Annotated in this window: 25 protein-coding genes; 14 read left to right on the plus strand and 11 right to left on the minus strand. The window is 68.3% G+C overall.

Translation table 11 applies throughout. The features are described from left to right. Nucleotides 1–4: 4 nt before the first annotated feature. Nucleotides 5–1,033, minus strand: coding sequence for a phosphogluconate dehydrogenase (NAD(+)-dependent, decarboxylating) (gene gnd, locus ACIHAX_RS07060; protein WP_355071369.1), 1,029 nt, complete (start codon nt 1,031–1,033; stop codon nt 5–7). 554 nt (nt 1,034–1,587) lie between these two features. Between gnd and ACIHAX_RS07065 the strand changes: the two genes are divergently transcribed. Continuing rightward, entirely contained in the window at nt 1,588–3,243 is a 1,656-nt protein-coding gene (locus ACIHAX_RS07065) for a VanW family protein (RefSeq protein ID WP_397276243.1), read from the plus strand. 69 nt (nt 3,244–3,312) lie between these two features. Here ACIHAX_RS07065 and ACIHAX_RS07070 read toward each other — a convergent pair whose 3' ends face one another. The 3 genes from ACIHAX_RS07070 to ACIHAX_RS07080 form a co-directional block, all read right to left on the minus strand. Further along, entirely contained in the window at nt 3,313–4,398 is a 1,086-nt protein-coding gene (locus ACIHAX_RS07070; RefSeq protein ID WP_356962956.1) for a DUF4185 domain-containing protein, read from the minus strand. 86 nt (nt 4,399–4,484) lie between these two features. Next, a complete protein-coding gene (locus ACIHAX_RS07075; RefSeq protein WP_355071374.1) occupies nt 4,485–5,219 on the minus strand; it encodes a helix-turn-helix domain-containing protein in 735 nt (244 codons plus the stop codon). 193 nt (nt 5,220–5,412) lie between these two features. Beyond that, nucleotides 5,413–7,248: an acyl-CoA dehydrogenase gene (locus ACIHAX_RS07080; RefSeq protein ID WP_355071375.1), complete on the minus strand. Its 1,836-nt coding sequence runs from the start codon at nt 7,246–7,248 to the stop codon at nt 5,413–5,415. A gap of 348 nt (nt 7,249–7,596) precedes the next feature. On the opposite strand from ACIHAX_RS07080, the gene ACIHAX_RS07085 reads away from it, so the two are divergent. Next, nucleotides 7,597–8,187, plus strand: a complete 591-nt coding sequence (locus tag ACIHAX_RS07085; protein WP_355071377.1) for an alpha/beta family hydrolase — start codon at nt 7,597–7,599, stop codon at nt 8,185–8,187. Between the two features lie 3 nt (nt 8,188–8,190). Here ACIHAX_RS07085 and ACIHAX_RS07090 read toward each other — a convergent pair whose 3' ends face one another. The 4 genes from ACIHAX_RS07090 to ACIHAX_RS07105 form a co-directional block, all read right to left on the minus strand. Further along, the gene (locus ACIHAX_RS07090; RefSeq protein WP_355071379.1) at nt 8,191–8,865 is read right to left on the minus strand and encodes a class I SAM-dependent methyltransferase; all 675 of its coding nucleotides are present in this window, start codon (nt 8,863–8,865) and stop codon (nt 8,191–8,193) included. A gap of 49 nt (nt 8,866–8,914) precedes the next feature. Next, nucleotides 8,915–10,123 carry an erythromycin esterase family protein gene (locus ACIHAX_RS07095; RefSeq protein WP_397276246.1) on the minus strand — a complete coding sequence of 403 codons (1,209 nt, stop codon included), beginning with the start codon at nt 10,121–10,123 and terminating at the stop codon, nt 8,915–8,917. Nucleotides 10,124–10,219: 96 nt separating this feature from the next. Continuing rightward, nucleotides 10,220–11,326, minus strand: a complete 1,107-nt coding sequence (locus ACIHAX_RS07100) for a DUF4185 domain-containing protein (RefSeq protein ID WP_364424755.1) — start codon at nt 11,324–11,326, stop codon at nt 10,220–10,222. A 176-nt stretch (nt 11,327–11,502) separates the two neighbouring features. Beyond that, entirely contained in the window at nt 11,503–12,246 is a 744-nt protein-coding gene (locus tag ACIHAX_RS07105) for a crotonase/enoyl-CoA hydratase family protein (protein ID WP_397276357.1), read from the minus strand. 129 nt (nt 12,247–12,375) lie between these two features. Here ACIHAX_RS07105 and ACIHAX_RS07110 point away from each other — a divergent pair, with 129 nt between their 5' ends. Genes ACIHAX_RS07110 through ACIHAX_RS07120 form a run of 3 tightly spaced genes read left to right on the plus strand, consistent with a single transcriptional unit; the run spans nt 12,376 to nt 15,313 of the window. Next, entirely contained in the window at nt 12,376–13,905 is a 1,530-nt protein-coding gene (locus ACIHAX_RS07110) for a thiolase C-terminal domain-containing protein (RefSeq protein ID WP_364424753.1), read from the plus strand. After that, nucleotides 13,902–14,666, plus strand: a complete 765-nt coding sequence (locus tag ACIHAX_RS07115; protein WP_355071387.1) for a crotonase/enoyl-CoA hydratase family protein — start codon at nt 13,902–13,904, stop codon at nt 14,664–14,666. The genes ACIHAX_RS07110 and ACIHAX_RS07115 overlap by 4 nt, the downstream gene beginning before the upstream one ends. 50 nt (nt 14,667–14,716) lie before the next feature. Next, nucleotides 14,717–15,313: a TetR/AcrR family transcriptional regulator gene (locus tag ACIHAX_RS07120; RefSeq protein ID WP_397276249.1), complete on the plus strand. Its 597-nt coding sequence runs from the start codon at nt 14,717–14,719 to the stop codon at nt 15,311–15,313. Nucleotides 15,314–15,325: 12 nt separating this feature from the next. Here the strand turns inward: ACIHAX_RS07120 and ACIHAX_RS07125 are convergent, their stop codons facing one another. Next, entirely contained in the window at nt 15,326–16,117 is a 792-nt protein-coding gene (locus tag ACIHAX_RS07125) for an alpha/beta hydrolase (RefSeq protein ID WP_356962942.1), read from the minus strand. A gap of 202 nt (nt 16,118–16,319) precedes the next feature. On the opposite strand from ACIHAX_RS07125, the gene ACIHAX_RS07130 reads away from it, so the two are divergent. The 6 genes from ACIHAX_RS07130 to ACIHAX_RS07155 all read left to right on the plus strand — a co-directional run bounded on the left by ACIHAX_RS07130 (nt 16,320) and on the right by ACIHAX_RS07155 (nt 19,481). After that, nucleotides 16,320–16,703 (plus strand): DoxX family protein, encoded by a 384-nt coding sequence (locus ACIHAX_RS07130; RefSeq protein WP_397276252.1) that lies wholly within the window; start codon nt 16,320–16,322, stop codon nt 16,701–16,703. Nucleotides 16,704–16,750: 47 nt separating this feature from the next. Then, on the plus strand, nt 16,751–17,635 hold the full coding sequence (locus ACIHAX_RS07135; RefSeq protein ID WP_397276254.1) for an RNA polymerase sigma-70 factor: 885 nt from the start codon (nt 16,751–16,753) through the stop codon (nt 17,633–17,635). A gap of 153 nt (nt 17,636–17,788) precedes the next feature. Next, nucleotides 17,789–18,013 carry a hypothetical protein gene (locus ACIHAX_RS07140; protein ID WP_063016531.1) on the plus strand — a complete coding sequence of 75 codons (225 nt, stop codon included), beginning with the start codon at nt 17,789–17,791 and terminating at the stop codon, nt 18,011–18,013. Beyond that, the gene (locus tag ACIHAX_RS07145) at nt 18,000–18,296 is read left to right on the plus strand and encodes a hypothetical protein (RefSeq protein ID WP_355071396.1); all 297 of its coding nucleotides are present in this window, start codon (nt 18,000–18,002) and stop codon (nt 18,294–18,296) included. Before ACIHAX_RS07140 ends, ACIHAX_RS07145 begins: the two co-directional genes overlap by 14 nt. A 111-nt stretch (nt 18,297–18,407) precedes the next feature. Next, nucleotides 18,408–18,737, plus strand: coding sequence for a hypothetical protein (locus ACIHAX_RS07150; RefSeq protein ID WP_245562771.1), 330 nt, complete (start codon nt 18,408–18,410; stop codon nt 18,735–18,737). Between the two features lie 144 nt (nt 18,738–18,881). Further along, nucleotides 18,882–19,481 carry a hypothetical protein gene (locus ACIHAX_RS07155; RefSeq protein WP_364424744.1) on the plus strand — a complete coding sequence of 200 codons (600 nt, stop codon included), beginning with the start codon at nt 18,882–18,884 and terminating at the stop codon, nt 19,479–19,481. 22 nt (nt 19,482–19,503) lie between these two features. Here the strand turns inward: ACIHAX_RS07155 and ACIHAX_RS07160 are convergent, their stop codons facing one another. Then, nucleotides 19,504–19,806 (minus strand): DUF1905 domain-containing protein, encoded by a 303-nt coding sequence (locus ACIHAX_RS07160; protein WP_364424742.1) that lies wholly within the window; start codon nt 19,804–19,806, stop codon nt 19,504–19,506. Between the two features lie 223 nt (nt 19,807–20,029). Between ACIHAX_RS07160 and ACIHAX_RS07165 the strand changes: the two genes are divergently transcribed. Further along, nucleotides 20,030–21,253: an acyl-CoA dehydrogenase family protein gene (locus tag ACIHAX_RS07165; protein ID WP_364424740.1), complete on the plus strand. Its 1,224-nt coding sequence runs from the start codon at nt 20,030–20,032 to the stop codon at nt 21,251–21,253. Continuing rightward, nucleotides 21,250–22,683, plus strand: coding sequence for an LLM class flavin-dependent oxidoreductase (locus ACIHAX_RS07170; RefSeq protein ID WP_397276257.1), 1,434 nt, complete (start codon nt 21,250–21,252; stop codon nt 22,681–22,683). Before ACIHAX_RS07165 ends, ACIHAX_RS07170 begins: the two co-directional genes overlap by 4 nt. Before the next feature lie 346 nt (nt 22,684–23,029). On the opposite strand, the gene ACIHAX_RS07175 is transcribed toward ACIHAX_RS07170, so the two are convergent. Next, a complete protein-coding gene (locus tag ACIHAX_RS07175; protein ID WP_397276259.1) occupies nt 23,030–23,512 on the minus strand; it encodes a GAF domain-containing protein in 483 nt (160 codons plus the stop codon). 98 nt (nt 23,513–23,610) lie between these two features. Between ACIHAX_RS07175 and ACIHAX_RS07180 the strand changes: the two genes are divergently transcribed. Then, complete coding sequence (locus ACIHAX_RS07180; RefSeq protein ID WP_364424738.1) at nt 23,611–25,002, plus strand: styrene monooxygenase/indole monooxygenase family protein; 1,392 nt, start codon at nt 23,611–23,613, stop codon at nt 25,000–25,002. The last annotated feature ends 12 nt before the right edge of the window (nt 25,003–25,014 follow it).

Consider the following 25,014-nt stretch of genomic DNA (forward strand, 5'->3'; position numbering starts at 1 on the left):
CGCCCTACTCGCCGGGCAGCTCGAGGTGCCCGCCGAACGCTTTACGCATCGCCGAGAGCACTTTGTCCGCGTACACCGCTTCGCCCCGCGAGGAGAATCGCGCGAACAAAGCCGAAGCCAGCACAGGGACGGGCACGCCGGTGTCGATGGCGGCATCGACCGTCCAGCGACCCTCGCCGGAATCGGATACCCGGCCGCTGTAGGAATCCAGGCTCGGGTCCGCGTGCAGCGCGGCCGCGGTGAGGTCCAGCAGCCAGGACGCGACCACCGACCCCCGCCGCCACACCTCGGTGATCTCGGGGATGTCCAGGTCGTACCGGTAGTACTCGGGATGTTCCAGGGGCGTCTCCTCCGCGGAGAACTCGCCCGTGTGCTCGGCGCCGTAGTTGGCCCGGCGCAGGACGTTCAGCCCTTCCGCGTAGGCGGCCATCGCCCCGTACTCGATGCCGTTGTGCACCATTTTCACGAAGTGGCCCGCCCCTACCGGTCCGCAGTGCAGATAACCCAGCTCGGCCGTGGACGGCTCGCCGCCGCGTCCCGGCGTCCGCTCCGCCGCCCCGAGGCCCGGCGCGATGGATTTCAGCAGTGGGTCCAGGTGCTTCACCGGCTCGGATTCGCCGCCGATCATCAGGCAGAAGCCGCGAGTCCGCCCGAAAACCCCGCCCGAAGTGCCGATGTCCACGTAGTGGATGCCCTTGGGCCGCAAGCGCTCGGCGCGCACGAGGTCCTCGTGGTAGCGGCTGTTGCCGCCGTCGATGACGATGTCGCCCGGTTCGAGCAGCTCGGCGACCTGCTCGATCACCGCACCGGTGGCCCCGGCGGGGATCATCACCCACACCACGCGCGGCGTCTCCAGCATGCCGACGAACTCGGTGAGGTCGGTGCTGCCCCGGAAGCCGTCCCCGAGCTCGGCGCGCAGTTCGTCGATGTGCGCGGAGCGACGTTCGTATCCGACGGCGGTGTGTCCGTCCCCGACGATGCGGCGCACGATGTTTGCGCCCATCCGGCCGAGGCCGATCATTCCCAGCTGCATGCCATCCATCTCCCTCGTGTAGCCAAGTCTTGCGGCGGGGTCGTCTCGATTCTTCCGCGTGGGATCGATCACGGTTCGGTTCGCGGGTGTAACGCCGCCCGCTACAGCCCGATAAACAGATCGGCACCGCGCAGTTGCCTGACCCCCGACCCGGCAACTGCGCGGGCCTCTTTGTGTGGTGTACCCGGTTCTTCGCGCGGAATGTGCGCTATGCCCGAGCTGTGGCGAGCACTGTCGGTGTGGACCACTATCGTTGGCAGGGACGCGCAGCGGTGCGGGTCCACAATTCAATCGAACGGGGAGGACGGTTCGTGACGAGCCAGCCGAGCACCGGAGGACGCGGCCCACAGGCTGGTGGCGAAGTCGGATGGCGCCAGCTTCTCGGGGCGGAGCGGCCCCAGGCGGCGGACCGGTCGGTCGCTTGGACCGGCGACGAACAGCTCACCCAGCCTCTGCAAACTACCCGGAGGCGGCCCCCGCCACCCGCACCCCGCCGTGCGCCCGCGCGTCGCCCGATCTCGCCCCCGCCGTCGAAACGCCTGGACAGCGCCGTCGTGCGCCGGGTGGGTATCGCGGTGGGCGCGGTGCTGGCGGTCGCCGGTCTCGGCTACGTGGTGGACTGGGTGATGTCCTCGGGCGAGGTCGCGCGTGGCACCGTCGTCGCCGGTGTCGACATCGGCGGCATGGACAAAGCCGCGGCCGATGCGAAGCTGCGCGCCGAACTGGATCCCAGGGCGGGCCGCGAACTGCCGCTGCGCATCGGCGACGTGCAGACCCGCATCGTGCCGAGCGCCGCCGGACTGGCCGTCGACTGGGACGCCACCTGGTCGCGGATCGGCTCCCAGCCGCTCAACCCGTTCACCCGGCTCGCCTCCTTCTTCACCACCCGCGAAGTGTCGATCGTCAGTGCCGTCGACGAACCGGCCCTGGATCGCCAACTCACCGAACTGCGGGTGCACGACCGGCCGTCGGTGGAGGGCACCATCACCTTCCGCAATGCCGAACCCGTCGCGGTGCCTCCGGTTCCGGGCCGGGTGCTCGATGTCGCCGCCGCGCGTACGGAATTGGCCGAGCAGTGGGTCGCCGGCGCCACAGTGGACCTTCCCGTCGTCCCCGCGCCGCTGCAGGTGCGTCCGGAGGCCGTGGACAAGGCCCTGCGCGAGATCGCCCAGCCCGCGGTGCGCTCGCCGATCGCGTTCGCGGGCAAGGGCGCCTCGGGCAGGCTCGATCCGGAGCAGATCGCGTCCGTGCTGGCCTTCGCGCCGGACGGGCAAGGCGGTCTCGCCGCGTCGGTGAATCAGGACGCCGCGACCGGTCTACTCGGGCCGCAACTGGCCACCACGGAGATCGAACCGAAAGACGCGACGTTCGCGGTGGCGGGTGGCAAGGCGTCCGTCGTCCCCGCCGTGATCGGCGACAAGATCAACTGGCCCAAGACCTTCGAACAGCTCACCGCGGTGCTGACCGCGCCGGGCGAGCGGACCGCGCAGGTGGTCTACGAACGGGTCGAACCGAAGCTGACCACCGAGGCCGCACAGGGGCTCGGCGTGGTCGAACCCGTCGGATCGTTCACTACCGGCGGTTTCAGCGGCCCCTCCGGGGTCAACATCCGCACCGTGGCAAAGAAGGTCGACGGCGCGATCGTGAAGCCGGGAGACACGTTCTCGCTCAACGACTTCACCGGTCCGCGCGGCACGGCGGAGGGATACGTCGAGTCCGGCATCATCGACCACGGTCGTCCCAGCACCGCCGTCGGCGGCGGCATCAGCCAGTTCGCCACCACGCTCTACAACGCGGCGTATTTCGCGGGTCTCGAGGACGCGGGTCACACCGAGCACAGCTACTACATCTCCCGCTACCCCGCCGCCCGCGAGGCCACCGTCTTCGACGGCGTGATCGACCTGAAATTCCGCAACAACACCCAGACCGGCATCTACATCGAAACCTCGGCGACCGCCACCGAGATCACCGTGCGACTGTGGGGCACGAAGACGGTCGACGTCGAGTCCATCACCGGCGAGAAGACCAAACCGACCGAACCCAACACGGTCACCTTGCCCAAGGGCAAGGACTGCATCGCCTCCGAAGGTGGCCCCGGCTTCACCATCTCCGACACCCGCGTCATCACCGACCACAAAACCGGCCGCGAAGTGTCTCGAAAGACCCGCACGGTGAAGTACGACCCGATTCCGATCGTCAAGTGCGAGTGAGGGAATAGCCCCGAGCACGCGGTTCCCGAATCCGCCCCGCCACGCACCGGAGGGGCGGATTCGTCGTCTTCACAACGGAGTTCGCATCAGCAACACGTTGTACTGGGTGTGCTGGGTGACCACGAAGTAGAGGTCGCGGCCGGTTTGATACGGATAGATCATCGGCGCGTACGCGGTGGGAAGCGCGCGGGCGTCGATGAGCACGCGCGGTTCGCTCCACGGCCCTTCCGGAGCCGGTGCGGTGCGCAGGACGACGCTGTTGGCCGGATCGGTGGTCAACATGACGTACTGGCCCAGATAGTCGTTCCACATCACCGAGAGTTCCGCGACGCCGCCGACGATCGGAGCCGCCGTCTTGGCGTCGGTGGGTTTCCACTCTCTGCCGTCCCAGTATTCGTAGGCGTCGATATTCGCGATATCGGATTCCTTCGCGCGAGAGACGAATCCGGGATTGTTGCGCCCTGCTGGGGTGCCGTAGCGGTAGACGTAGCCATTCGCCTTCAAGAAGGCGTTCTGCTGGAAGTTCTCGTGGCCGTCGACGTTCGCGCGACGCGTGTGGGTGAGCTGGGCCCACGTGGTGCCGCCGTCACCGGAGGCGGCCAGGGTGGAGAAGTTGGTGTTCCACTTCCCGTGGTCACCCCATTCGCGCACCGACATCAAGCTCATGTACTGCACGCCGCCCACCGAGATGCCCGCGGTGGGAATCAGGCTGATCTCGATGCCGGGAATCTTGGGGCTGGGTATGGGATTCGGCACCACGTCGTCGAAGATGATGCCGTCGGCCGGATCGTGCCTGGAGCTGCGGAACAGCACATTGCTGGTCCAGGCCCAGATGCTGCCCGCGAGGAGATTCGGGATCCCGATGCCCGCGCTGTCGCCGAAGGCGGTGATCATGCGGCCGTTGCCGTCGTCCCACATGATGCCGAGATCCGTGCCGAGCACGTTGACGTTCTGGGTCCGATTCGGGCTGTCCATGCCGGTCACCTGGAACACCGCTCTGGCAGGCCCGGGCAGGTCCGGCAGGCCGTGAATGCCGTTGATCGCCGGAATCGGAATGACGTTGTTCGGGTCGGCTCCGGCGGGCGTGGCGGCGACCAGCGCCAAGACCGCGGCTAGCGCGCCGGCCCCGGTGAGTGCGGACAGCGATCGAGTCATCCGGCAATTCCCTTCCTCTGGGACGCAGTCTGCTCGGTCATTCTGCCCGTTCGCCGCCGCGATGTCGCCTACATCGGTGGGTGGACTCAGCGCGTTCGGCCGATCGTCACCAGCCGGTAAAGCCACCACGGGCGCTCGGGTAGTTCTGGGCTGTAGACCCGCATGCTCATCGATCGGACCCGTCTCGAGGCTGGATCGCGCACCTGCAATCGGCGCCGGGGGAGGTCGGCGGGACGCACTTCGGTGGTCCACATGCGATCCCAATCAGGGGAGCGGCGGCAACGTTCGGCGATCTCCTCGACGCGCTCGCGCGGCGCGAGCGGAGACAGGATACGGAAGGCGTCGACGAGCAGGTGCGCTTCCACGGCCCAGTCCACCATCACCCGGCGGGCCGCCGCGTCGAGGAACATCCACTCCAGCACGTTGCCTCGGGGGAGGGCACCTGGAAAGGCGCGTTCGTAGGCGGAATTGGCTGCCACCAGGTCCTGCGTCGGCATCCGCTGGTAGCAGGCCGGGTCGGGGAAGCTGTGCAGGTCGGCCTGGTCGTCCGGAGTGGGCACGTCGGGGCCGGGTCCGTAGGCGTCCGTGAAGAAATTCGGCAGGGACAGCACGACGATATGTTTGCGGTACCAGATCGGCACCTCCAGCGCGTCGAACAGCTGTTGCAGCAGTGGCTGATTCGGCGCCACCGCGCCTGTCTCGATCTGGTCGAGCACCGCTTCGGTGAGCTCGGCCCGCTCGGCGAGATGGGCGGGCGTCAGCCCCGCGGCGAGGCGTCGTTCGCGCAGATAGGCGCCGATGCCAGTTGCGTTGCGCGTCACCTCGGGCACCTCTGCCGACAATTCTCGTGCCGAACTGTGGGAAGCGGGAGGCTCTTGTCGCTCCCCGGGAGCACGCAATCTACCGGAGAGAATCGGCGTCGAGCGGTGATCGAACGTCACGAATCGACAAATGTAGACGACAACGGCCCGGAGCGGATCTCCGGGCCGTTGTGCCGTTGCGGTGGAACGAAGGTCAGAACGCGGCTTCGTCCAGCTCCATGATGTCGTTGTCCAGGTTGGACAGCACCGCGCGGGTGGCGGTCAGCTCCGGCAGGACGTTGCGGGCGAAGAACTGCGCGACCGCGATCTTGCCGTTGTAGAACGCCGCGTCGGCGCCGGTCGCGCCGTTGTCGAGGGCCGCGATGGCGACCTCGGCCTGACGCAGCAGCTGCCAGCCGATGAGCAGGTCACCGACCGAGAGCAGGAAGCGCACCGAACCGAGGCCGACCTTGTACAGCTCGCTCGGCTGCTCCTGGGCGCCCATCAGGTGGCCGGTGAGCGTGGCGGCCATGGCCTGCACGTCCTCCAGCGCGGTGGCCAGCAGCTTGCGCTCGCCCTTCAGGCGGCCGTTGCCCGCCTCGGCGTCGATGAACTTCTGCACCTGACCGGCCACGTGGGCCAGCGCGACGCCGCGGTCACGAGCGATCTTGCGGAAGAAGAAGTCCTGCGCCTGGATCGCGGTGGTGCCCTCGTACAGCGAGTCGATCTTCGCGTCGCGGATGTACTGCTCGATCGGGTAGTCCTGCAGGAAGCCCGAACCGCCCAGGGTCTGCAGCGACTCGGTCAGGTACTGGTAGGCCCGCTCCGAGCCGACGCCCTTGACGATCGGCAGCAGCAGGTCGTTGACCCGCGCGGCCAGGTCGGCGTCCGCACCGGAAACGTGCTGGGCGACATCGGCGTTCTGGTGAGCGGCGGTGTACAGGTACACCGCGCGCAGGCCCTCGGCGTACGCCTTCTGGGTGGCCAGCGAGCGACGGACATCCGGGTGGTGGGTGATGGTCACGCGCGGCGCGGCCTTGTCGGTCATCTTGGTCAGGTCGGCGCCCTGGACCCGCTCCTTGGCGTAGTCCCGCGCGTTCAGGTAACCGGTCGACAGGGTCGCGATGGCCTTGGTGCCCACCATCATGCGAGCGTGCTCGATGACGTCGAACATCTGCGCGATGCCGTTGTGCACCTCGCCGACCAGCCAGCCCTTGGCCGGGATGCCGTGGCCGCCGAAGGTGACCTCACAGGTGGCCGAGACCTTCAGGCCCATCTTGTGCTCGACGTTGGTGACGAACACACCGTTGCGCTCGCCCAGCTCACCGGTCTCGTGGTCGAAGTGGAACTTCGGCACGAAGAACAGCGACAGGCCCTTGGTGCCCGGTCCCGCGCCCTCGGGGCGGGCCAGCACCAGGTGCATGATGTTCGGGAACAGGTCGTCGGAGTCGGCGGAGGTGATGAACCGCTTCACGCCCTCGATGTGCCAGGTGCCGTCTTCCTGCTTGATCGCCTTGGTGCGACCGGCGCCGACGTCGGAACCGGCGTCGGGCTCGGTCAGCACCATCGTGGCGCCCCAACCCTGCTCGGCGGCGATCTCCGCCCACTTCTTCTGCTCGTCGGTGGCGTTGTTGTAGAAGATGTTCGCGAAGCCGGGGCCCGCGGCGTACATGAAGGCGGCGGGCTGCGCGCCCAGGATCAGTTCGGCGATCGCCCAGTACGCGGCGCGCGGGATCGGCAGGCCGCCGAGCTCCTCGGCGATGCCGAGCTTGTCCCAGCCGCCGTCCTGCAGGGTGCGGTAGCTCTTCTTGAACGACTCCGGCAGCGTGACCGTGTGGTTCTCGGGGTCGAAGACCGGGGGGTTACGGTCGGCGTCGGCGAACGACTCACCGAGCGGACCCTCGGCCAGGCGGCGCACCTCGTTGAGCATCTCCTTCACCGTGTCGGTGTCGAGATCGCCGTAGGCGCCACTGTCCAGGATCGACCCGAGGCCGAGAACCTCGAAGAGGTTGAACTCCAGGTCGCGGACGTTGCTCTTGTAGTGACCCATTGTCAGTACTCACTCTCCGTTGAGTTGGTGCGGTCGGTATGGTTGCCGTTCCCGCCCGTTGTTCGCTCCACCGGGTAGTCGTGCCGGTTTTCCGCATGCTACTCGCGGGTAACTTATGAGACATATTACCGGCCGGTAATGATTGCGCAAAGAGCTGAGCAGGCAATGTGACGCGTTTTACAGTGTTTGATGGCCGCGACTGCGTCGCGAACGGAACAGGCGGTCTCGCTTCGCTCGAAAGACGTGGTCGGGGTGGGCGACGGCCGCCGCTTGCTCCGATAGCCGCAGGTCGGTCACGCGGGGAGCGACGGTGCGGCTTCGGGGGCCCGGCGCGGCAGAATGAGCACAATGCTGATCGAGACGAGTGCGGGGCCGGCTGAGGTCGAGCTCGAACAGCCGCGCAGGCCCGCGTTTCTGCTGCTGCTCACGCATGGTGCGGGGGGAGGGGTGGAGGCGAAGGACCTGCTCGCGGTGCGTGACGTCGCGTTGCGGCTTGGGGGTGGGGTCGCGCGGGTGGTGCAGCCGTATCGGGTGGCTGGGCGGCGGGCGCCGGGTTCGGCGGTCAAGCAGGACGAGGCCTGGCTGGAGATCGTCGCGCGGCTGCGCGGGCGCAAGCGCATCCCGGTGATCCAGGGTGGGCGCAGCAACGGGGCGCGGGTGGCTTGTCGTACCGCCGTCGCGGCACGGGTCCGTGGCGTTCTCGCGCTCTCGTTCCCGCTGCATCCGCCGGGCAAGCCGGAGAACTCGCGCCGGGATGAACTGCTCGCGCCGGGAGACATCGAGGTGGTCGTCGTCAACGGGGCGAACGACCCGTTCGGCATTCCCGACCCCGCCGACGCCGCCGAAGTGCGCGTCATCCCGGGACAGCCGCACGCCTTCCGTGCGGGCTTCGACCTGATCGCCGAGACCGTGACTCCGTGGCTGGAGCGCTGGTCCTGAGTCCTATTCGGCCGGTCGGGTGGCGATGACCAGCGCGTCGATGGCGTCGCCCGTTTCGGTGGGCCGGTAGACGCGGTCGGCGATGCGGACGCGCACCTCGCTCGCCGCCGCGAGCGGGCCGAGGTCGGCGACGATGTCGTCAGGGGTGAACAGGATGGCCGGGTCCTGCGGCCCGCCGCAGCCGTCGGTGATGTTGGTGGTGTCGTGGCCGAGTACGAGCAGGGTGCCTTCCGGAGCCAGCAGCCCGGCCGCCGTGCGCACCAACGCGCGGCGCTGCTCGGCGGGCAGGTGCAGGAAGACCATCAAGACCAGCTCGAACGGTCCGGTGATCCCCGCTTCGTCCAGATCGGTGACATCGGCGCACTGCCAGGTGATGCGATTGCGGACCGAGCGGGACAGCCGCGACGCCACCGTGCGGCCTTTGTCGATGCCGACTTGTGAGTAGTCGACGGCGTGCACCTGCCAGCCGTGCGTGGCGAGCCACAGGGCGTTGCGGCCCTCGCCGCACGCCAGATCGAGAGCGCGCGGGAACTCCGGCGCATCGCCCTCGGGTGTGGCGGCTTGGAGGGGCGCACGGCGTTCCAACCCGTAGACGTGCTCCACCACGGTGTTGTTCGGCGGTGCGCCCCAGACCAATTCCGTTTGCGCGTAGCGCTCGTCCCAGTCGGCCGCATCCATATTTCGAGTCTATTGATCGGGCCACCCGCGCTTCGTGGGGTTGCCCGAGTCAGTCCGATACCTGCGAGAGCCAGTGCACCGGCGTGGTCTCGCGTACGTGGATCAGCACGTCGAACGCATCGGCGAGCGACGAAAGCCGGATATTGGCCGTGGCGTCGGCGGCCGGGTCGTAGACGCCGCTGATGGTGCGCAGTTTCGCCGGGCCGATCAGCCAATCATGGACCGGTTCCGGCGCGGCGGCGTGCAGGTCGACGTAGTAGGCGGGCAGCTCGACTTCGCCCAGCGCGGCGTCCACCAGGTCCGGTTGCGGATTGGGCGCCACGGCCGCGCCGAGGTCGCCGTGATGGAAGCCGATGCCGACGGACACGTATCGTTCGCCCAGCTCAGTGCGCAAATGACTTCCGGTGCCGCGGAATTCGGCCGTACCGAAGACGATCGGAAGGCTGGTGGTGTGCGCGAGGCCGTCCCAGTAGACGATCTTCGCGCCAGTCGAGCGCTGCCATTCCAGCACCGTCTCGGCCGACGGCCGTTCGTCCCTGGCGAACCCTTGGCTCGCGACGCTCTGCCGGTGGAAGTCGCGGATCATGCGGGCGTGGGTGAGCGCCGAGGCGCGCTCGCCGGTATCCGGCAATGTCGTGAGCAGCTCGAGGGCGTCTTCGGCGTGCTCGGCGAACGGGCGGCCGGGGTGGGTGCCTTGATGGCGCTGGACATGTTCGTCGACTTGATGCGCGGTGCGGATCGGCGCGAGATGCGCCTCGATCGCGGCGAGCCGGTCGGGAGCCGCGCGGCGCACGTAGTCGAGTACCGCGTCGTAGTCGCTCGGTTCGGCACGGGGCGGTTCGACGCCGAAGATCCGCACCGGGTCGTCCGGATGCGCCAGGTTGTACGCGCGGATCCAGCGCAGCGTGGCCACCGATTCCTCGGTACGCCACGGACGCCAGGCGCCGGCGAGCACCGATACGGGGTCGCCCGCGCCCGCGGTGACGAACCGGTCCCACCGTTCGCCGGAACGCGCGCTGTCCTGGATGGCCAGTGCGCGGAAGCCGTGCCGTTCGACGAGCCCGCGCAGCAGCCGCTCGCGCACACCGAAGGTCTGGCGGGAGAACCGCGTCGACTCGCCGAGCCCGACCACCGTGGCGGTGGCGAGCCGCGCGATCAGGCCGTCGAGTTCCGTACCGGGCGAGTCCGGATCGGTGCTGTCGATCGCGATGGCGTTGTCGCGCAACCAGGCGCGGATGTCGACGGTGGTGCTGAGCATGGTGCCTCCCGGAAACGTGAACGATCCAACGCGGTGCAGCCTCGTACATGAACCTTCGTTGAGGTCAAGCGCCGCGTCGGATCGCCGGGTTCCCGGTTACAACGTCGTGCGCATCAGCAGGACGTTGTACTGGCTGTGCACGGTCGTGAGGAAGTACAGATCGCGCCCGGTCTGGTACGGAAAGATGGAAGGCGCGTAGGCGGTGGGCAATTCGCGGGTGTCGATCAGTACTTCGGGATCGCTCCACGGTCCGACCGGATCGGGAGCGCGCCGCATCACCACGGAATTGAATCGATCGGTGGTCAGCGAAATGTATTGCCCCAGATAGGCGTTGTACATCACCGACAGTTCGCCGACGCCGAACATGATGGGCGCGGCGGCGTTCACGTCGTTCTTCCGCCAGGCGTGGCCGTCCCAGTATTCGTATTCGGCGAGATTTCCGATGTCGTGCGCGCGCACGCGGGCGACGTGCGCGGTGTGATTGCGTCCGGACCGCGTGCCGTATTCGTAGATGTACCCGCCGTCGGCGAGGAAGGCGTTCATCTGGAAGTTGGCGTCTCCGCCCTCGTTGTTCCGCCGTGTTTCCGGCAGTTCGGCCCATGTCTCGCCGTTGTCCCCGGAGACGGCGAGACCGGAGAAGTTGGTGCTCCACTGGCCGACGTCGTCCCAGGTCCGCACGGACATCAGGCTCATGTACTGCACGCCGTCGACGGCGATGCCCGCGGTCGGGATGCGGCTGATCTCCAGGAACGGGATCTTCGGGCTGGCGATCAGATCGCGCGCCTGCCCGAACACGTCGCGCACCACGCTGTCGAAATAGACGCCCTCGGCCGGATCGGTGGTGTGGCTGCGCAGCAGGATATTGCTGCGCCAGGCCCACATGCTGCCCGCGAGCAGATTCGGGAAACCGACGCCTGCGGTGTCGCCGAACGCCGTGAGCATTTCGCCGCGCCCGTTGTCCCACATGATGCCGAGATCGGTGCCGAGGACGTTGTAGGTCTGAGTGTTGTTCGGGCTGGCCATACCGGTCACCTGGAAGACCGCCTTGGTGCGGCCGAGCAGATTCGGCAATCCGGTCGTGCCGTTGAGCACCGGGATCGGATTGATGGCGTTCGGGTTCGCGATGGCGGGGGTGGTCGCCGTGAAGAACAGGGCCGAGGCGCCCGCCAGCGCCGAGAGCAGGAAGGATGCGGTCTTGATCACGATCTGTGAGCCCTCCGGTTTCTTCCCGAGAGCGGTGCGAAACACGGACGTCCCGCGATACACAGACCCTTCGCAGTGTGCCGCGCACCACTAGTCGACTGGCTGGCAAATCGTGCAAATGGTAGCAGCGGAACCAGTCGCGGGGAGGGTTCTCCAGCAGACTAGCGAATTTGTAGCTAATTCTTGGTAGGGCGGCTGCGCGCCTTGCGGAGAATCAAAGGAAGTTGGGTCGCGCGCTCGACGGCCAGGGTTCGCCGGGTGGATGCTTGCCACGACTTCTCGAAGAGTCGTTTGGCGGCGGCGACCGCGTGCGGCGACCGCGTCGCAAGGCGGTCGGCGAGTTTCTCCGCCTCCACCACGGGGTCCGGCGTCAGCTCGGTGACCAAGCCGATCCGCGCGGCGTAGTCCGCGTCCACTACGTCCGCGGTCATCGTGAGCAAGAGGGCTTTGTCGATGCCGATCAGCCTGGATAGTGTTGCAGCGCCGGTCATATCCGGGATCAGCCCGTGTTTGGCTTCCATGACGGAGAACTCCGCGTCGGGGGTGGCGAAACGGACGTCGGCGGCGAGCGCGAGCTGGAGCCCGCCGCCGTAGCAGCGCCCGTGCACGGCGGCTATCACCGGCACCGGCAGGCGGCGCCAAGCCCAGCACGCCTCCTGGAAGGCATTGGTGCCGCGCCAGGGTAGCGGCACGAAATTCCGAACGATTGCCAATGGATCGCTGATTGCCGCGGAGATATCCAGCCCGCTGCTGAAGCTGGGTCCGTTTCCGGACAGAATGACCGCACGCACATCGCTGCGGTGGGCCACCAGCTTCGCGCTGGCAACCAGCTCGCGGAGCATGTCGATGGTCAGGCCGTTGTGCTTGTCCGGCCGGTCCAGCGTTACGTACGCCCGGTGGTCGTCGAACCGCACTGCGATGTTGGTGCCCATGCTCGGATCTTACTTGTGAGTCAGTTGTCTGGCGCGCACTGTTGCCGTGGTGCCAGGGCTCTGTTCTAATCGGACTCAAGTTACCGTCAACGTTGACGGTTATGGAGCGGAGGTCGCATGCTGCCAGCCGGAATGGACCCGAGGACGCCGGTGCTCGTCGGCGCCGGGCAGGTCGTACACCGACCGGGTGAGCCGGGCCTGCCCGGCCCGGTCGAACTCGCCGCCGAATCCTTGCGCCGCGCGGGCGCCGATAGCGGCGTCGGCGACCGATTGCTGCGTGCGGCCGATGTGATCGCCGCCGTCGCCCCGGTCAGCCGCCCCTACGGTGACCTGGGCGCGCTCGTCGCGGCTGAACTGGGCGTCAGCCCGAGGAGGACCGTGCAGTCGGTGCGTTTCGGCGGTGACGCGCCGCAGCGGCTGCTCAACGCCGTCGCGCAGGTCATCGCCGACGGCCGCTCGGAGGTCGCCCTGCTCACCGGAGCCGAAGCGGTGTACTCCGGGAACACGGCCGCCCGCTCCGGCGCGGCGGTGGACTGGCCGGAACAGCCGGACGGCGTAACACCGGACGAGATCGTCGGCTCCGATCGTGGACCGAACTCGGACATGGAAACCGCCGCGGGGCTGTGGGGCCCGGTGTACTTCTACGCGCTCATGGAGACGGCCCTGCGCCGCAGGCTGGGGTCGAGCGAAGCCGCGCACCGCGAGCGGATCGGCGGACTATGGTCGCGGCTGTCGGAGATCGCGGCACGCAATCCGTACGCGTGGCAGCCCGCCGCGCAGGCTGCCGCCGACCTGGCGACGCCGGCGCCCGCCAACCGGATGGTGTCGACGCCGTATCCGAAGCTGCTGATCGCCAACCTGACCGTGGACCTGGGCGCCGGGCTCATCCTGTGCAGCGCGGCGGCGGCCGAGGCCGCCGGTGTGCCGCGGGACCGATGGGTGTTCCCGCATGCCGGCGCCACCGCGACCGACGAATGGTTCGTCTCCGAACGAGCGGACATGTCTCGATCGCCCGCGATCGCCGCGGCGGGGAAGGCGGCGCTCGGCGCCGCGGGAATCGCGATAGACGATGTCGCCCACGTCGACCTGTACTCCTGCTTCCCGGTGGCGGTGCAGATCGCGGCCGAGGAACTCGGCCTGCCGATCGACGATCCGGCCCGGCCACTGTCGGTCACCGGTGGTCTCACCTTCGCGGGCGGCCCGGGCAACAACTACACGACGCATTCGATCGCGACGCTGTCCGGCATTCTCCGCGCGGACCCCGGCGCATACGGCTTGGCGACGGCGCTCGGTTGGTACAGCACCAAGCACGGCGTCGGGGTGTACTCGGCGAAGCCGCCCGAGCGGCTGTTCCGTGCCATCGAGGCTGAGGTGCCTGCGGCGCGGCGGGAACCCGCGCCCGGGTACACCGGTCCGGCTACGGTCGAGGCGTACACCGTCGCCTACCGCAAGGGTCCCGCGCCGGACCGTGCCGACGAGCCGGAAGCCGTTGTGGTGAGCGCACTGACACCGGCGGGGACCCGCATACTGGTCCGGGCGTCGGATGCCGACACCCTCGCGGCGTTCACCGCAGGCGACCCGCTCGGCGCGGACGCCGAGATCGCCGCGGACACGTTCACCCTGCTCACCGAGAGGAGCGCCCGATGAACGACTCGGTCCTGATCGAGCGGCGCGACGCGATCACCGTGCTCACGGTCAACCGTCCCGAGGCGCGCAACGCGATCAACCTGGCCACCGCGCAGGCCATCGAGGCCGCTGTCGACGAGTTCGAAGCCGATTCCGCCGCGCGCGTGCTCGTGCTCACCGGTGCGGGCGGAACCTTCAGCGCCGGAATGGATCTCGTGGCCGCGTCGAAAGGCGAGATGCCGATGACGCAGCGCCGTGGCCCGCTCGGCATCACGGCGAAACCCCCGGCGAAACCGATGATCTCCGCCGTCGAGGGTTTCGCGCTGGCCGGTGGTTTCGAGCTGGCGCTCGCGGGCGACCTCATCGTCGCCGCGCGCGACGCGCAGTTCGGCATTCCCGAGGTCAAGCGCGGTCTGGTGGCGGCGGGCGGTGGCGTGCTGCGCCTGACCCAGCGGCTGCCGCGCAGCACCGCCGCCGAACTCGCGCTCACCGGAGGCCGGATCGGCGCCGAGCGGCTCTACCAGCTCGGCCTGGTCAACCGGGTCACCGAGCCGGGTGCGGCGCTGTCGGTGGCGCTCGAATTCGCGGCCGAGATCGTCGCCGCCGCACCACTCGCGGTGGCCGCGAGCAAGCGCATCATCGACGAGTCGCCGGATTGGCCGGTCGCGGAGGGATTCGCGAAGCAGGGCGAAATCGCGCTGCCCGCATTGATTTCCAAGGACGCCGCCGAAGGCGCGCTGGCGTTCGCGCAGAAGCGCGAGCCCCAGTGGCAGGGTCGCTGACGGGCGGGCCCGGACACGTCCGGCAGCCGCAGGCGCAGCGCAGGGAGCGCATGCGCACGCGGCTGCTGGACGCGGCGGTGGAGAGCCTGGTCGAGGTCGGTTACGCGGGCACGACCACGCTCGAGGTGCAGAAGCGGGCGGGTGTGCCGCGGGGAACGTTGCAGCATCATTTCCCCACCAGGGCCGATCTGCTCGCCGGCGCCGTCGAGCATGTGGCGCGACGCCGTTTCGACCAGCTGACAAGCGAGTTCGAAGCGATCCCGGACGACGCGGACCGGCTGGAGACGGCCGTCGAGCTGACCATGCGGATGTTCAGCGGCCCGTCGTTCTGGGCGGCGCTGGAGATGTGGGTGGGCGCGCGAACCGACCCGGAACTGCGGGCGGCCTTCCTGCCGCTCGAGGTCCGCTTGTTCGAACTGATGCACACCAGCATTCGCGACAGCTTCCGGCGCGAGTTCCCCGACGATCCCCGGGTGCCTACGATCACCGAGTTCACCATCGAGATCATGACCGGCTCGGCCTTGCGGGTGCTGCTCACCGGGGACGTGTCCCGCAAGCGGGTTCTTCAGCACCGGTGGGGTAATGCCGTGCGCGTCTTGCTCGGCACGGCATCCGCTGACACGTTGCTCGACCCGCCCGCGGGCTGAACGGACGGGCGTCTAGCGCTGGCGGGTGACCGTCTCGAGCAGCACCTGGGCGCATCCGGCCGGGTCGTCGAAGAACGGCGTGTGCCCGCTGCCGTGCAGCGTGACGTGCTCGGCGTCCGGTAGCACGCTGCGCGCCTTGCGGCTCTGGGTCGCGTAGGTGAGCAGGATGTCGCGGCTGCCCCATGCGATGGTCACGGGAATGTCGGCGAGGGAGTCGATTTCGGGCAGCCGGACATCGGTGAACGAGGCGATCGCCTCGTCGAATCCGGCCGCGTCCGCAGCGCCGATGGCCGTGTCCAGCGCCACCTTCGCATCCAGCGCCCAGGGTTTGCCGAAGACCAGGGAGAGGAAGACGGTCCGGCCCGCGGCGGTGCCGAGGACGGACGGCAGGGCGGGCCGCAGTTTGCGCGCCAACGCCCGTGACTTGCCCAGCGACTGCTGACACCACACGCGACCGGCGGTGTCCCAGAAGCCGATCGGGGAGTAGGCGGTCACCGAGCGAGCCAGCCCGCGAGCGCCCAATTCCAGTGTGATCAGCCCGCCCATCGAGTTCCCCGCGAGATGCGGTTGTTCGATCCCCTGCGCGGCGAGGAATTCGGCGAGCGCGTCGGTGAGGTTGGGCACCGTGTTGTGCGCGAGCGGGTGCGTCGAACCGCCGAAGCCGGGCAGGTCGACGGCGATCACTTCGTACGACGCGGCCAGTGTGTCGATGATCGGCTCCCACACCTGCCACCGGCTCCCGACCCCGTGTACCAGCACGAGCGGCTCGCCCGCGCCGACGCGGTGATGGTGCAACGTCGTCATGCGCCAACCCTAACAGCAGTCACCTGTCATCAGTTGGTATCGCGCAGGCGGTTCACCCAAGGTCATAGTCGCCGGGCGCGTCGATCTCCGACTGTGCGGGATCGATGCGCCACCCCCGCTGTGTGATTCAGCTCACCGAATGTCACGGTGCCCGCTCGCGCGGTGTCTGAATGCCGAGGTATTAGAGACGGAGGAGTTTCCGATGAACATCGCACTGTGGATCGCTACGGCATTGTTGGCCGCGCTCGCTCTCTTCGGCGGCATCACCAAGGCGTTCGTTCCGCGAGAGAAGCTCGCCGCGTCACCTGGCGGGGAATGGACCGCGACGGCCGGCGACGGCTTCGTCAAAGGTCTGGGTCTCCTGCAGATCCTGGCGGCGGCCGGTCTGATCCTGCCCGGCGTGCTCGACATCGCGCCGGTGCTGGTGCCGGTCACGGCGGTCTGCTGGGTCGGGCTCATGGTCGGCGCGATGATCACCCACGGCCGGCTCGGGCAGTCCAAGTTCGTCGTGCTGAACTCGGTATATCTCGCGGTCGCGGTGTTCATCGCGTGGGGCCGGTTCGCCCTCGAACCTTTCACGAGCTGACGGCCCGGATCGAACGCAGCCAACCACCGAGGAGAAGGGTCGAGAAGATGAGCGACCACGCGACCGAGGCTTTCGTCGCCCACCGCGACCTGTTGTTCACCGTCGCCTACGAGATGCTCGGCTCGTCCGCCGACGCCGAGGACGTGCTGCAGGAGACCTGGCTGCGCTGGGTGAAAGCCGACACCGAACAGGTGGACGACGAACGTGCCTATTTGGTCCGGATCACTACCCGGCAGTCGCTCAACCGGCTACGCACGATGAAGCGCCGCAGAGAGGCATACGTCGGCCCCTGGCTGCCCGAGCCGATGCTCACCGCACCCGACGTCGCCGAGCATGTCGAACTCGCCGAGAACATCTCGATGGCGATGATGCTCGTCCTCGAGACGCTCTCGCCCACCGAACGTGCTGTCTTCGTGTTGCGCGAGGTCTTCGACCTCGGCTACGAGGAGATCGCGGTCGCGGTCGGCAAGAACCCGCCGACCGTCCGCCAGATCGCGCACCGCGCCCGCCGCCACGTCGAGGCCCGCCGCCCGCGTTCGGTGGTATCGCCCAGCCAGACCCGCGCGTCGGTGGAGGCGTTCGGGCGCGCGCTCGAATCAGGGGATCCACAAGGCCTGCTCGACGTCCTCGCGCCGCATGTCGTCCTCATGAGCGACGGCGGCGGTATCAAGCGAGCCGCGCTGCACCCCATCATCGGTGCGGAGAAGGTCGCCCGCTACATCACCGGCGGCACCGGCAAGGTCCAGGCCGAGCTCAGCTGCGAAACCATTCTGATCAACGGACACCCGGCACTGGCGCTGCGCCTGGACGGCGTGCTCGACGGCATCATGGCCTTCCACATCGAGGACGACCACATCACCGGCCTCTACTTCGTCGGCAACCCGGAAAAGCTGACCCGCGTCGAGTCCGAGACCCCGCTCGCGTTGCGCTGAATATCAGCAGCGCCGTGGCGGCCGCCACGCGCTCACCGGCAGCGAGCAGTGCGGGTCGCTTCCGGTGGCGCGCTGGGAATCGCCCAGATCGCGCTGACGCGGTCGTCGCCGAGGGCTGGTGCCGGACCCGGCAATATCGGTAGGATAATTGGTATGGCAACGCGTAAGGTCACCCTTTCGCTGGACGAAGCCGCTTGGTCGTATGCCGAGCAGGCGGCCGCCCGCGCGGGAATGTCGCCGTCGGCTTGGATTTCGAAGGCCGCGCGACGGGAGGCCGTGCGCACCGGGGTCGGTCCGGTGTCGGATGTGACCGCCGAGGCCGCCGCGGACGCGGCCGAACTGGCGGCCGCCGAGGAGGCGATGCGTGCGTCGGGGTGAACTGTGGATCTACAACCCGCATGGTTCGCCGCGCCGCCGAACGGTCGTGCTCATCAGCAGTGACGGCATCAACGAATCGCCGCGCCCCTGGTTGATCGCGGCCGAGGTGCTCGAGGACGATCCGCAGGACATCCTCGCGGTTCCGGTGGAGGAACACGGCTGGGTGCATGCCGGGAACATCGGGCGCATCTTCCGCGGTTGGCTGGCCGAGCGGGTGGACGTGGTGGACACCGACACGCTGGAACGGCTCGACACCGCGTTGCGCGCGGCCATGGACCTCTGAGGCCTCCTGGGCAAAGACCGCGCACGACTACCGCTGAAGGCCGGACGGCATTATGGTGGCCACGCCACCGACAGTGGTCAGTCGAGGAAGAGGAGTCAGGTGCGGATCTGCATGATCGCCGCGGCGCTGATCGCGCTGCCGGTGCTCGCGGCATGCGGCAGCGACAAGGACACGGCGGCGCCCACGGTGACGCAGGCCGATCTCGCCAAGTCGTTGCAGGACAAGGGCCTCAAGAACAAGCAACTGGCCGAATGCGCGGCGAAAGTGTTCGTCGACCAGGGCATTTCGCAGGCCGGACTGCGGATCATGATCAGCGACGAGTACGACACCAAGTCTCCCAACCAGGAAACGCTGGGGATGAGCAAAGAGGACGCGGACAAGGCGCGCGCCGCCAGCGGTCGTATCGCGAGCGAGTGCATGTCGGCGGCTCAGACGCGCTGAGTTCCGGCCAGCCGGGGCGGTCGACGATTCGCGTAGCGAGGCGGTGAAGCAGACCGTACGCTGTCGCTACGTCGACGCGGGTGTCGACCAGAAGCCGAGGGTTCGACCGTGTCACAGCCGCCTTTTCCGACATCGCCGAGTCCGGTGGGATCGCCTACCGCGCAACCGATCAGCCCATCCGGTCGCTGGTTCGCGCTGGGTGGCGCGCTGATCGGCCTCGGCGTCATCGGCGGGATCGTCCTCGGCGCTCTCGGCTTCCTGCAGACCTCGGGCCGGATCGACGACTTCCAGCGGGTCAAGGTGCCCGGCTCCGGCATGGTGAACTTGGCGGAGTCCGGCGGCTACACCGTGTACTTCGAGTACGCCGGGGCATCGTCCCGGGGCCCCTCCGGCACGGTCAACCTTCGGGTGCTCGATCCGGACGGCAAGCACCTGGAGTTGCAGAAGTACGACGCGATCATCACGTATTCCTTCGGCAGCCACGAGGGACGGGCCGGGTTCTCGTTCGAGGCCGCGAAGCCGGGCGCCTATCGCGTGACCACGGCGGGTAGTTCCGAGGTGACGGTCGCCATCGGACAGGGTCTCGGCTCGTCGTTCGTCGGCACACTGTTCGGTGCGCTCGCCCTCGGTTTCGGTGGCGTGGTGCTCGGTGTGCTCGTGATCGTGGTGGTGGCGGTCAAGCGAAGTGCGAGCAGGCGCAAGGTCGCCGCGGGATGGTTCGCGGGGCGTCCGGCCGAATACTGAGCGGCCGTCGGAGCTTCGCTGATCACAGCGCGACAGTGAGCTCGATTCGCGCGGCCGATCCGGCTTCGAGCCCCTCGGCGACCCGCACCGCTTTCTTCATCGGCAAGACGTAGGTCGCACGCGACTTGTCCGGAAACAGCGAAGTGGACCACCGGGAGCCGCCGACGACCACATGCACCCGCACGGCGCCGAATCCGCCGGAACGATGGGCGTACCGCTCCTCGATCTCATCGGCCAAGTCTTCGGGCAGCGACACGAAATGCCAAGCGGCATTCCCCTGGTGTTCCCACACTTCCGCCGTGAACGAGTACCGCGAACCAGCCACGTCGCGACTGTAGCGGCGGGCACCGACAGCGGCACCGCGTCGCCCGCGACAGCGCATGTGACTCGGCACCTGCGTCGTCACCGCGCTGACCAACGCACGCGGACAAGCCGACCTGGCTGGGACCTCGCGCACCTGAGCGGTCGATCTCCCCGCTTCGGCGAGCATTTCGATCGCGCTGCGCGCAACCCGTGAGCGACCGCGCGGGGTGCGCGATGGTGGGCTGATGACGACCACCGAGGCGAAATCCACTACCGATTCCGAACTGGATGCGATCTTCGGCCCGATCTTCGACCGGATCGCCCAGGGCGCCGTGACGCGAGAAATCGATCGCACGCTTCCTCATCACGAGGTAGGACTGCTGCGCGCGGCGAAATTCGGCGCGCTGCGCGTTCCGGTCGAGTTCGGCGGCTACGGCGTCACCGTCCGGCAGCTGTTCCGCTTGCTCATCGAACTCGCCGCCGCGGAATCGAATCTGCCGCAAGCGCTGCGGGTGCACTTCTCGTTCGTCGAGGATCAACTCCTTGCGGAGCAAGGGCCCGAGCGGGAGCGGTGGCTGCGCGCGGTGGCCGAAGGCACGCTGGTGGGCAACGCGATCACCGAACCAGGTGTCGGCGCGGTGGACCGCTACCGCACCACGCTGACCGAGGACGGCGGGCGCTGGCTGCTCAATGGTGTCAAGTACTACAGCACGGGATCGCTGTACGCGGACTACATTCTGGCCGCCGCCGACCGGAACGGTGAGCGCGTCGGGGTGCTGGTGGACGCGAACGCCGAGGGAGTGCGTCAGCACGACGACTGGGACGGCTTCGGCCAGCGGCTGACGGCCAGTGGAACAACGGAATTCACCGATGTGGCGGTAAGCGAAGACCGGATCCTCGGCCCCGGCTACGGCGCGCCCGGACCGACCTACGCGACCTCCTACCTGCAACTGGTCCAGCTCGCGGTGCTGGCGGGCATCGCCAAGCGCGCCGAGCGCGATATCCGAGACTGGGTCGCGGCGCGTACCCGCGGCTACACACACTCCGCCGCCGACCTGCCGCGGCACGATCCGCTGGTGCAACAGGTGATCGGGCGGCTGTCGGCGGCCGCGTTCGCCGCCGAGGCCAGTGTGCTCGCCGTCGCCGACGTGCTCGACCACGTGCTGGCGGGCGGCGCGAAGGACGAGAGCGCGGTGGTGGCCGCCGAACTCGCGGCGGCCCGGGCCCAGCTCGCCGTCATCGATCTGGTGCTGCCCGCCACATCGCTGCTGTTCGAAGTGGGTGGCGCATCGGTCGTTTCCGAACAGCTGCGGCTGGATCGGCACTGGCGTAACGCCCGCACCATCTCGGTGCACAACCCGGCGATCCAGAAGGCGCGGGCGATCGGCGATCACCTGCTCAACGGCGCCGATCTGCCGTTCGCCTGGAGCGCGGGCGAGCGTACACCGGCCGGAGGAGCCGCGCAGTGACCCGCCGGATCCGGTTCAACGCATTCGACATGAACTGCGTCGCCCACCAGTCCCCGGGGCTGTGGCGGCATCCCGACGACCAATCGCACCGCTACAAGGAGCTGGGTTACTGGACGGAGTTGGCGAAGCTGCTGGAGAGAGGCCGCTTCGACGGCATCTTCATCGCCGACGTCCTGGGCACCTACGACGTCTACAGCGGCAACGACATCGCCGCGCTGCGCCAAGGCGCGCAGATCCCGGTTGCCGACCCGCTGCTGCTGGTCTCCGCCATGGCGGCGGTGACCGAGCATCTCGGGTTCGGCATCACCACCGGCACCGGATTCGAGCACCCGTACCCGTTCGCGCGGCGGCTGTCCACGCTCGACCATCTCACCAACGGCAGGCTGGGCTGGAATGTGGTGACCGGCTACCTGCCCTCGGCCGCACGCAATTTCGGCGCGGTCGACCAGCTCGACCACGACGAGCGCTACAACCAGGCCGATGAATACCTCGAGGTGCTGTACAAGCTGTGGGAAGGCTCGTGGGAGGACGACGCGGTGGTCCGCGACGCGACCGCGGGCGTCTACGTGGACCCGGCCAAGGTGCACCACATCGGTCATCGCGGCACGCACTACACCGTGCCGGGCATCCACCTGTCGGAGCCGTCGCCGCAACGCACGCCGGTGATCTACCAGGCGGGCGCGTCTGCGCGCGGGGTGCGTTTCGCGGCCGAGAACGCCGAGGCCATCTTCATCGCCGGTCCGTCGAAACGAGTGCTCGCGCAGACGGTTTCCCGGATCAGGGACGCGCTGGCGGCGGCAGGCCGCGCCCGTGACGCCGCGCGCATCTACGCGCTCGCGACGATCATCACCGACGCGACCGACGAGGCGGCGCGGCGCAAGCACGAGGAGTACCTGTCCTACGCCAGTGTCGAGGGCGGCTTGGTGTTCATGTCCGGCTGGATGGGCATCGATCTGTCCCGCTACGACCTCGACGACCCGATCGGCCAAGTCGAAAGCAACGCGATCCAGTCGGCGGTGGCGGCGTTCCAGGAATTCGACGACGACGGGCGGGAATGGACCGTCCGCGACATCGGCAAGTGGGCCGGCATCGGCGGCATGGGCCCGGTCTTCGTCGGTTCCGGGGAGACGGTCGCCGACCTGCTCCAGGAATGGGCCGCCGAAACCGACCTGGACGGCTTCAACCTGGCCTACGCGATCACACCGGGAACGTTCGAAGACATCGTCCGGCACGTCGTCCCGGTACTGACCGCCAGAGGCGCGTACACACCGGAATACACGCCGGGCACGCTACGCAACGCACTGTTCGGCGCGGGTGATCGATTGCCCACGGAACATCGCGGCGCGAGCTACCGCGTGGGCGGTGCGGGATCGACGGCTCTGCCGGATACGGTCTCGCGTCCTGGGGCGACGGTCGAGGCGAGCACCTGATTTCCGGGACGGCGTCACGCCACACAGTTCCGATGGCGGCGGTCGACTGGGCCTACTGTGGATCTACGTGGTGCCGTCGTCCGCCAACGCCAGGCGGTCCGGCGGCTGCTCGGACATATCACTTCCGGACCGAGAAGCGCATGCAAATGTCGAATGGCCCGGCGCTTCTGCCCACGGCTGCACAATGCGCGCTGCGCAGCCGGCCGACGGCTGTTTCGTCGCAGTGAGTGCGGCGGAGGGGCAGTTGCTGCCGCAATTGGTCTGGGTGTATCCCAGATTCGACCGAAAGTAGGACCGAGGCACCCGCCTGTCGACGACGAGTCGCCTACGTTGCGATTGAAGGCAATCAGTTTGCGGTCAAGAAGATTTCGGCTATGGATTCCAACCCTGCGCGGTCGACTTCGTCGAACCGCCCAGGCCGCGGACTGTCGAGGTCGAATACCCCGATCAGCGCATCGTCGCGGACCAGCGGTACGACAATTTCCGAACGCGTATCGGCGTCGCACGCGATGTGCCCCTCGAATGCGTGCACGTCGGGCACGAGCTGAGTGGTTCTGGTTTGCGCCGCCGTGCCACAGACGCCTTTTCCCAGCGCGATGCGCACACACGCGGGTTTGCCCTGGAACGGGCCGACCACCAGTTCCCGACCGTCGTAGAAATAGAAACCCACCCAATTCACATCGGGTAGGGCGTGGAATACCAATGCGGCGAGATTGGCGGCGTTGGCGATGCGGTCGGTCTCGCCCGCGACCAGCGCTTCGGCCTGAGCGGCGAGCTGGCGGTACTGCTCGGTGCGGTCTCCGGTCAGGTCGGCGACGACAAACGACATGGCCCGAATGGTACGCGCTGCGAATTCGCTGTCTGCTTATTGATTCTCGGTGATCGCAACACTCTGCCCGCACCGCGCGTCCATCGCATCATCCCTGCATGACTTCGCAGCAACCCGTATCCCGTTCCACTCGTTCGGCCGCGGTAATCGGTGCCGGACAGACCGGCGTCACTGCGGCGCTAGGACTTCTCGACGCCGGTTTCGACGTCACCCTTTACAGTGAGCGCGATCAGCGCGCCTTACGCGACGACGTGCCCGCCACCGGCACCGCGCTGGAATTCGGTGAGACCCAGCAGGCCGAGGCCGCGCTCGGATTGGATAGCTACACCGGGCGGGCGCCCCGGCACACCGGCTTGAGCGTACGCATCGCCGGACCGGGCCCCGATCGTCCCGAATTGATCCAATTCGACGGCCATTTCGACGGATACGTCGGCGTGGCGGTGGACACCCGGCTCAAGGCCGACGAGCGGCTCACCGCGTTCCTGGAGCGCGGCGGCCGGTTCGCGGTCGAGCAAGTGACGCCGGAGACGCTCGACGGTATCGCCGCCGCCAACGACCTCACCCTGGTCGCGACCGGCCGCGGCGGGCTGTCGGACCTGTTCCCCGTCGACGCGCAGCGCACGCCCTACGACGCGCCGCAGCGGTCCTTGCTCACCGTCGTCGTCACCGGGATCGGCCACGACGAAGATGTTTTCGCGCATCGCAGCGTGGCGGGCGGCGCGCACAGCGGCTTCTCCATCCTCGCCGACCAGGGCGAGGGCTGGTGGGGCCCGTACCTGCACAAGGACGCGGGGCCGAGCTGGGCCTTCCTCGGCTGGGCGCGGCCCGGCAGTGACTGGGAGAAGCGGTTCGCCGGGGCCGACTCCGCCGAGTCGGCGCACCGGATCGTGCAGGACCTCTACCGCGACTACATCGAGTGGGACCTGCCGGAGGTGCTGGCCACCAGGACCATCCCCGAGGATCCGCACTCGTGGCTGAAGGGCGCGGTGCGCCCGGTCGTGCGGTCGGGGGTCGGGCGCACCGCGGGGGGCCACGTGGTCGCCGCGCTGGGTGACACCGCCATCGCCTACGATCCGATCGCCGGGCAGGGCGCGCAGAGCGGCCTGATCCAGGCGCAGCGTCTGGTCGCGGCGGCCGCCGTGCACGAAGGACCGTTCGACGAGGCGTGGATCGCGCGGCAGTACGCCGCGTTCCTCGCCGCGCGCGCAGATGCGGCGAACAAGGTGACCAGGCTGTTCCTCAGCGATCCCGAACTGGCCGAGGTCGGCAACGCGTTCTTCGCCGCGGCGGCCGTCGACCCGGCGTTCGCTTCGGCGCTGGTCGGCCTGCTGCACCGGCCGCAGCCGTTCCTGCCGGTCGACTCGCCGGAAGCGGTCAACGAGTTCATCACGCGGGTCACCGGCGAGGACGCCGCCGCACTACTGGGCCGGTTCGCGCCCGCGGGCAAGTTCGCCAGGTCGAGCTACTCGCCCGCGCTCGCCGACGCCTGATCCGAATCGCGC

This window comes from Nocardia sp. NPDC051929, assembly GCF_044548645.1.
GTDB classification, from domain to species: domain Bacteria; phylum Actinomycetota; class Actinomycetes; order Mycobacteriales; family Mycobacteriaceae; genus Nocardia; species Nocardia sichangensis.

Bases quoted from the DNA above. Each gene is read 5' to 3' on its own strand.
- ACIHAX_RS07135 (WP_397276254.1), top strand. From the start codon at position 16,751: ATGAGCGACCACGCGACCGAGGCTTTCGTCGCCCACCGCGACCTGTTG.
- ACIHAX_RS07150 (WP_245562771.1), top strand. From the start codon at position 18,408: ATGATCGCCGCGGCGCTGATCGCGCTGCCGGTGCTCGCGGCATGCGGC.
- ACIHAX_RS07180 (WP_364424738.1), top strand. From the start codon at position 23,611: ATGACTTCGCAGCAACCCGTATCCCGTTCCACTCGTTCGGCCGCGGTA.
- ACIHAX_RS07125 (WP_356962942.1), bottom strand. From the start codon at position 16,117: ATGACGACGTTGCACCATCACCGCGTCGGCGCGGGCGAGCCGCTCGTG.
- ACIHAX_RS07115 (WP_355071387.1), top strand. From the start codon at position 13,902: ATGAACGACTCGGTCCTGATCGAGCGGCGCGACGCGATCACCGTGCTC.
- ACIHAX_RS07130 (WP_397276252.1), top strand. From the start codon at position 16,320: ATGAACATCGCACTGTGGATCGCTACGGCATTGTTGGCCGCGCTCGCT.
- gnd (WP_355071369.1), bottom strand. From the start codon at position 1,033: ATGCAGCTGGGAATGATCGGCCTCGGCCGGATGGGCGCAAACATCGTG.
- ACIHAX_RS07175 (WP_397276259.1), bottom strand. From the start codon at position 23,512: ATGTCGTTTGTCGTCGCCGACCTGACCGGAGACCGCACCGAGCAGTAC.
- ACIHAX_RS07120 (WP_397276249.1), top strand. From the start codon at position 14,717: ATGCGCACGCGGCTGCTGGACGCGGCGGTGGAGAGCCTGGTCGAGGTC.
- ACIHAX_RS07140 (WP_063016531.1), top strand. From the start codon at position 17,789: ATGGCAACGCGTAAGGTCACCCTTTCGCTGGACGAAGCCGCTTGGTCG.
- ACIHAX_RS07090 (WP_355071379.1), bottom strand. From the start codon at position 8,865: ATGGATGCGGCCGACTGGGACGAGCGCTACGCGCAAACGGAATTGGTC.
- ACIHAX_RS07165 (WP_364424740.1), top strand. From the start codon at position 20,030: ATGACGACCACCGAGGCGAAATCCACTACCGATTCCGAACTGGATGCG.
- ACIHAX_RS07110 (WP_364424753.1), top strand. From the start codon at position 12,376: ATGCTGCCAGCCGGAATGGACCCGAGGACGCCGGTGCTCGTCGGCGCC.
- ACIHAX_RS07070 (WP_356962956.1), bottom strand. From the start codon at position 4,398: ATGACTCGATCGCTGTCCGCACTCACCGGGGCCGGCGCGCTAGCCGCG.
- ACIHAX_RS07085 (WP_355071377.1), top strand. From the start codon at position 7,597: ATGCTGATCGAGACGAGTGCGGGGCCGGCTGAGGTCGAGCTCGAACAG.
- ACIHAX_RS07080 (WP_355071375.1), bottom strand. From the start codon at position 7,248: ATGGGTCACTACAAGAGCAACGTCCGCGACCTGGAGTTCAACCTCTTC.
- ACIHAX_RS07095 (WP_397276246.1), bottom strand. From the start codon at position 10,123: ATGCTCAGCACCACCGTCGACATCCGCGCCTGGTTGCGCGACAACGCC.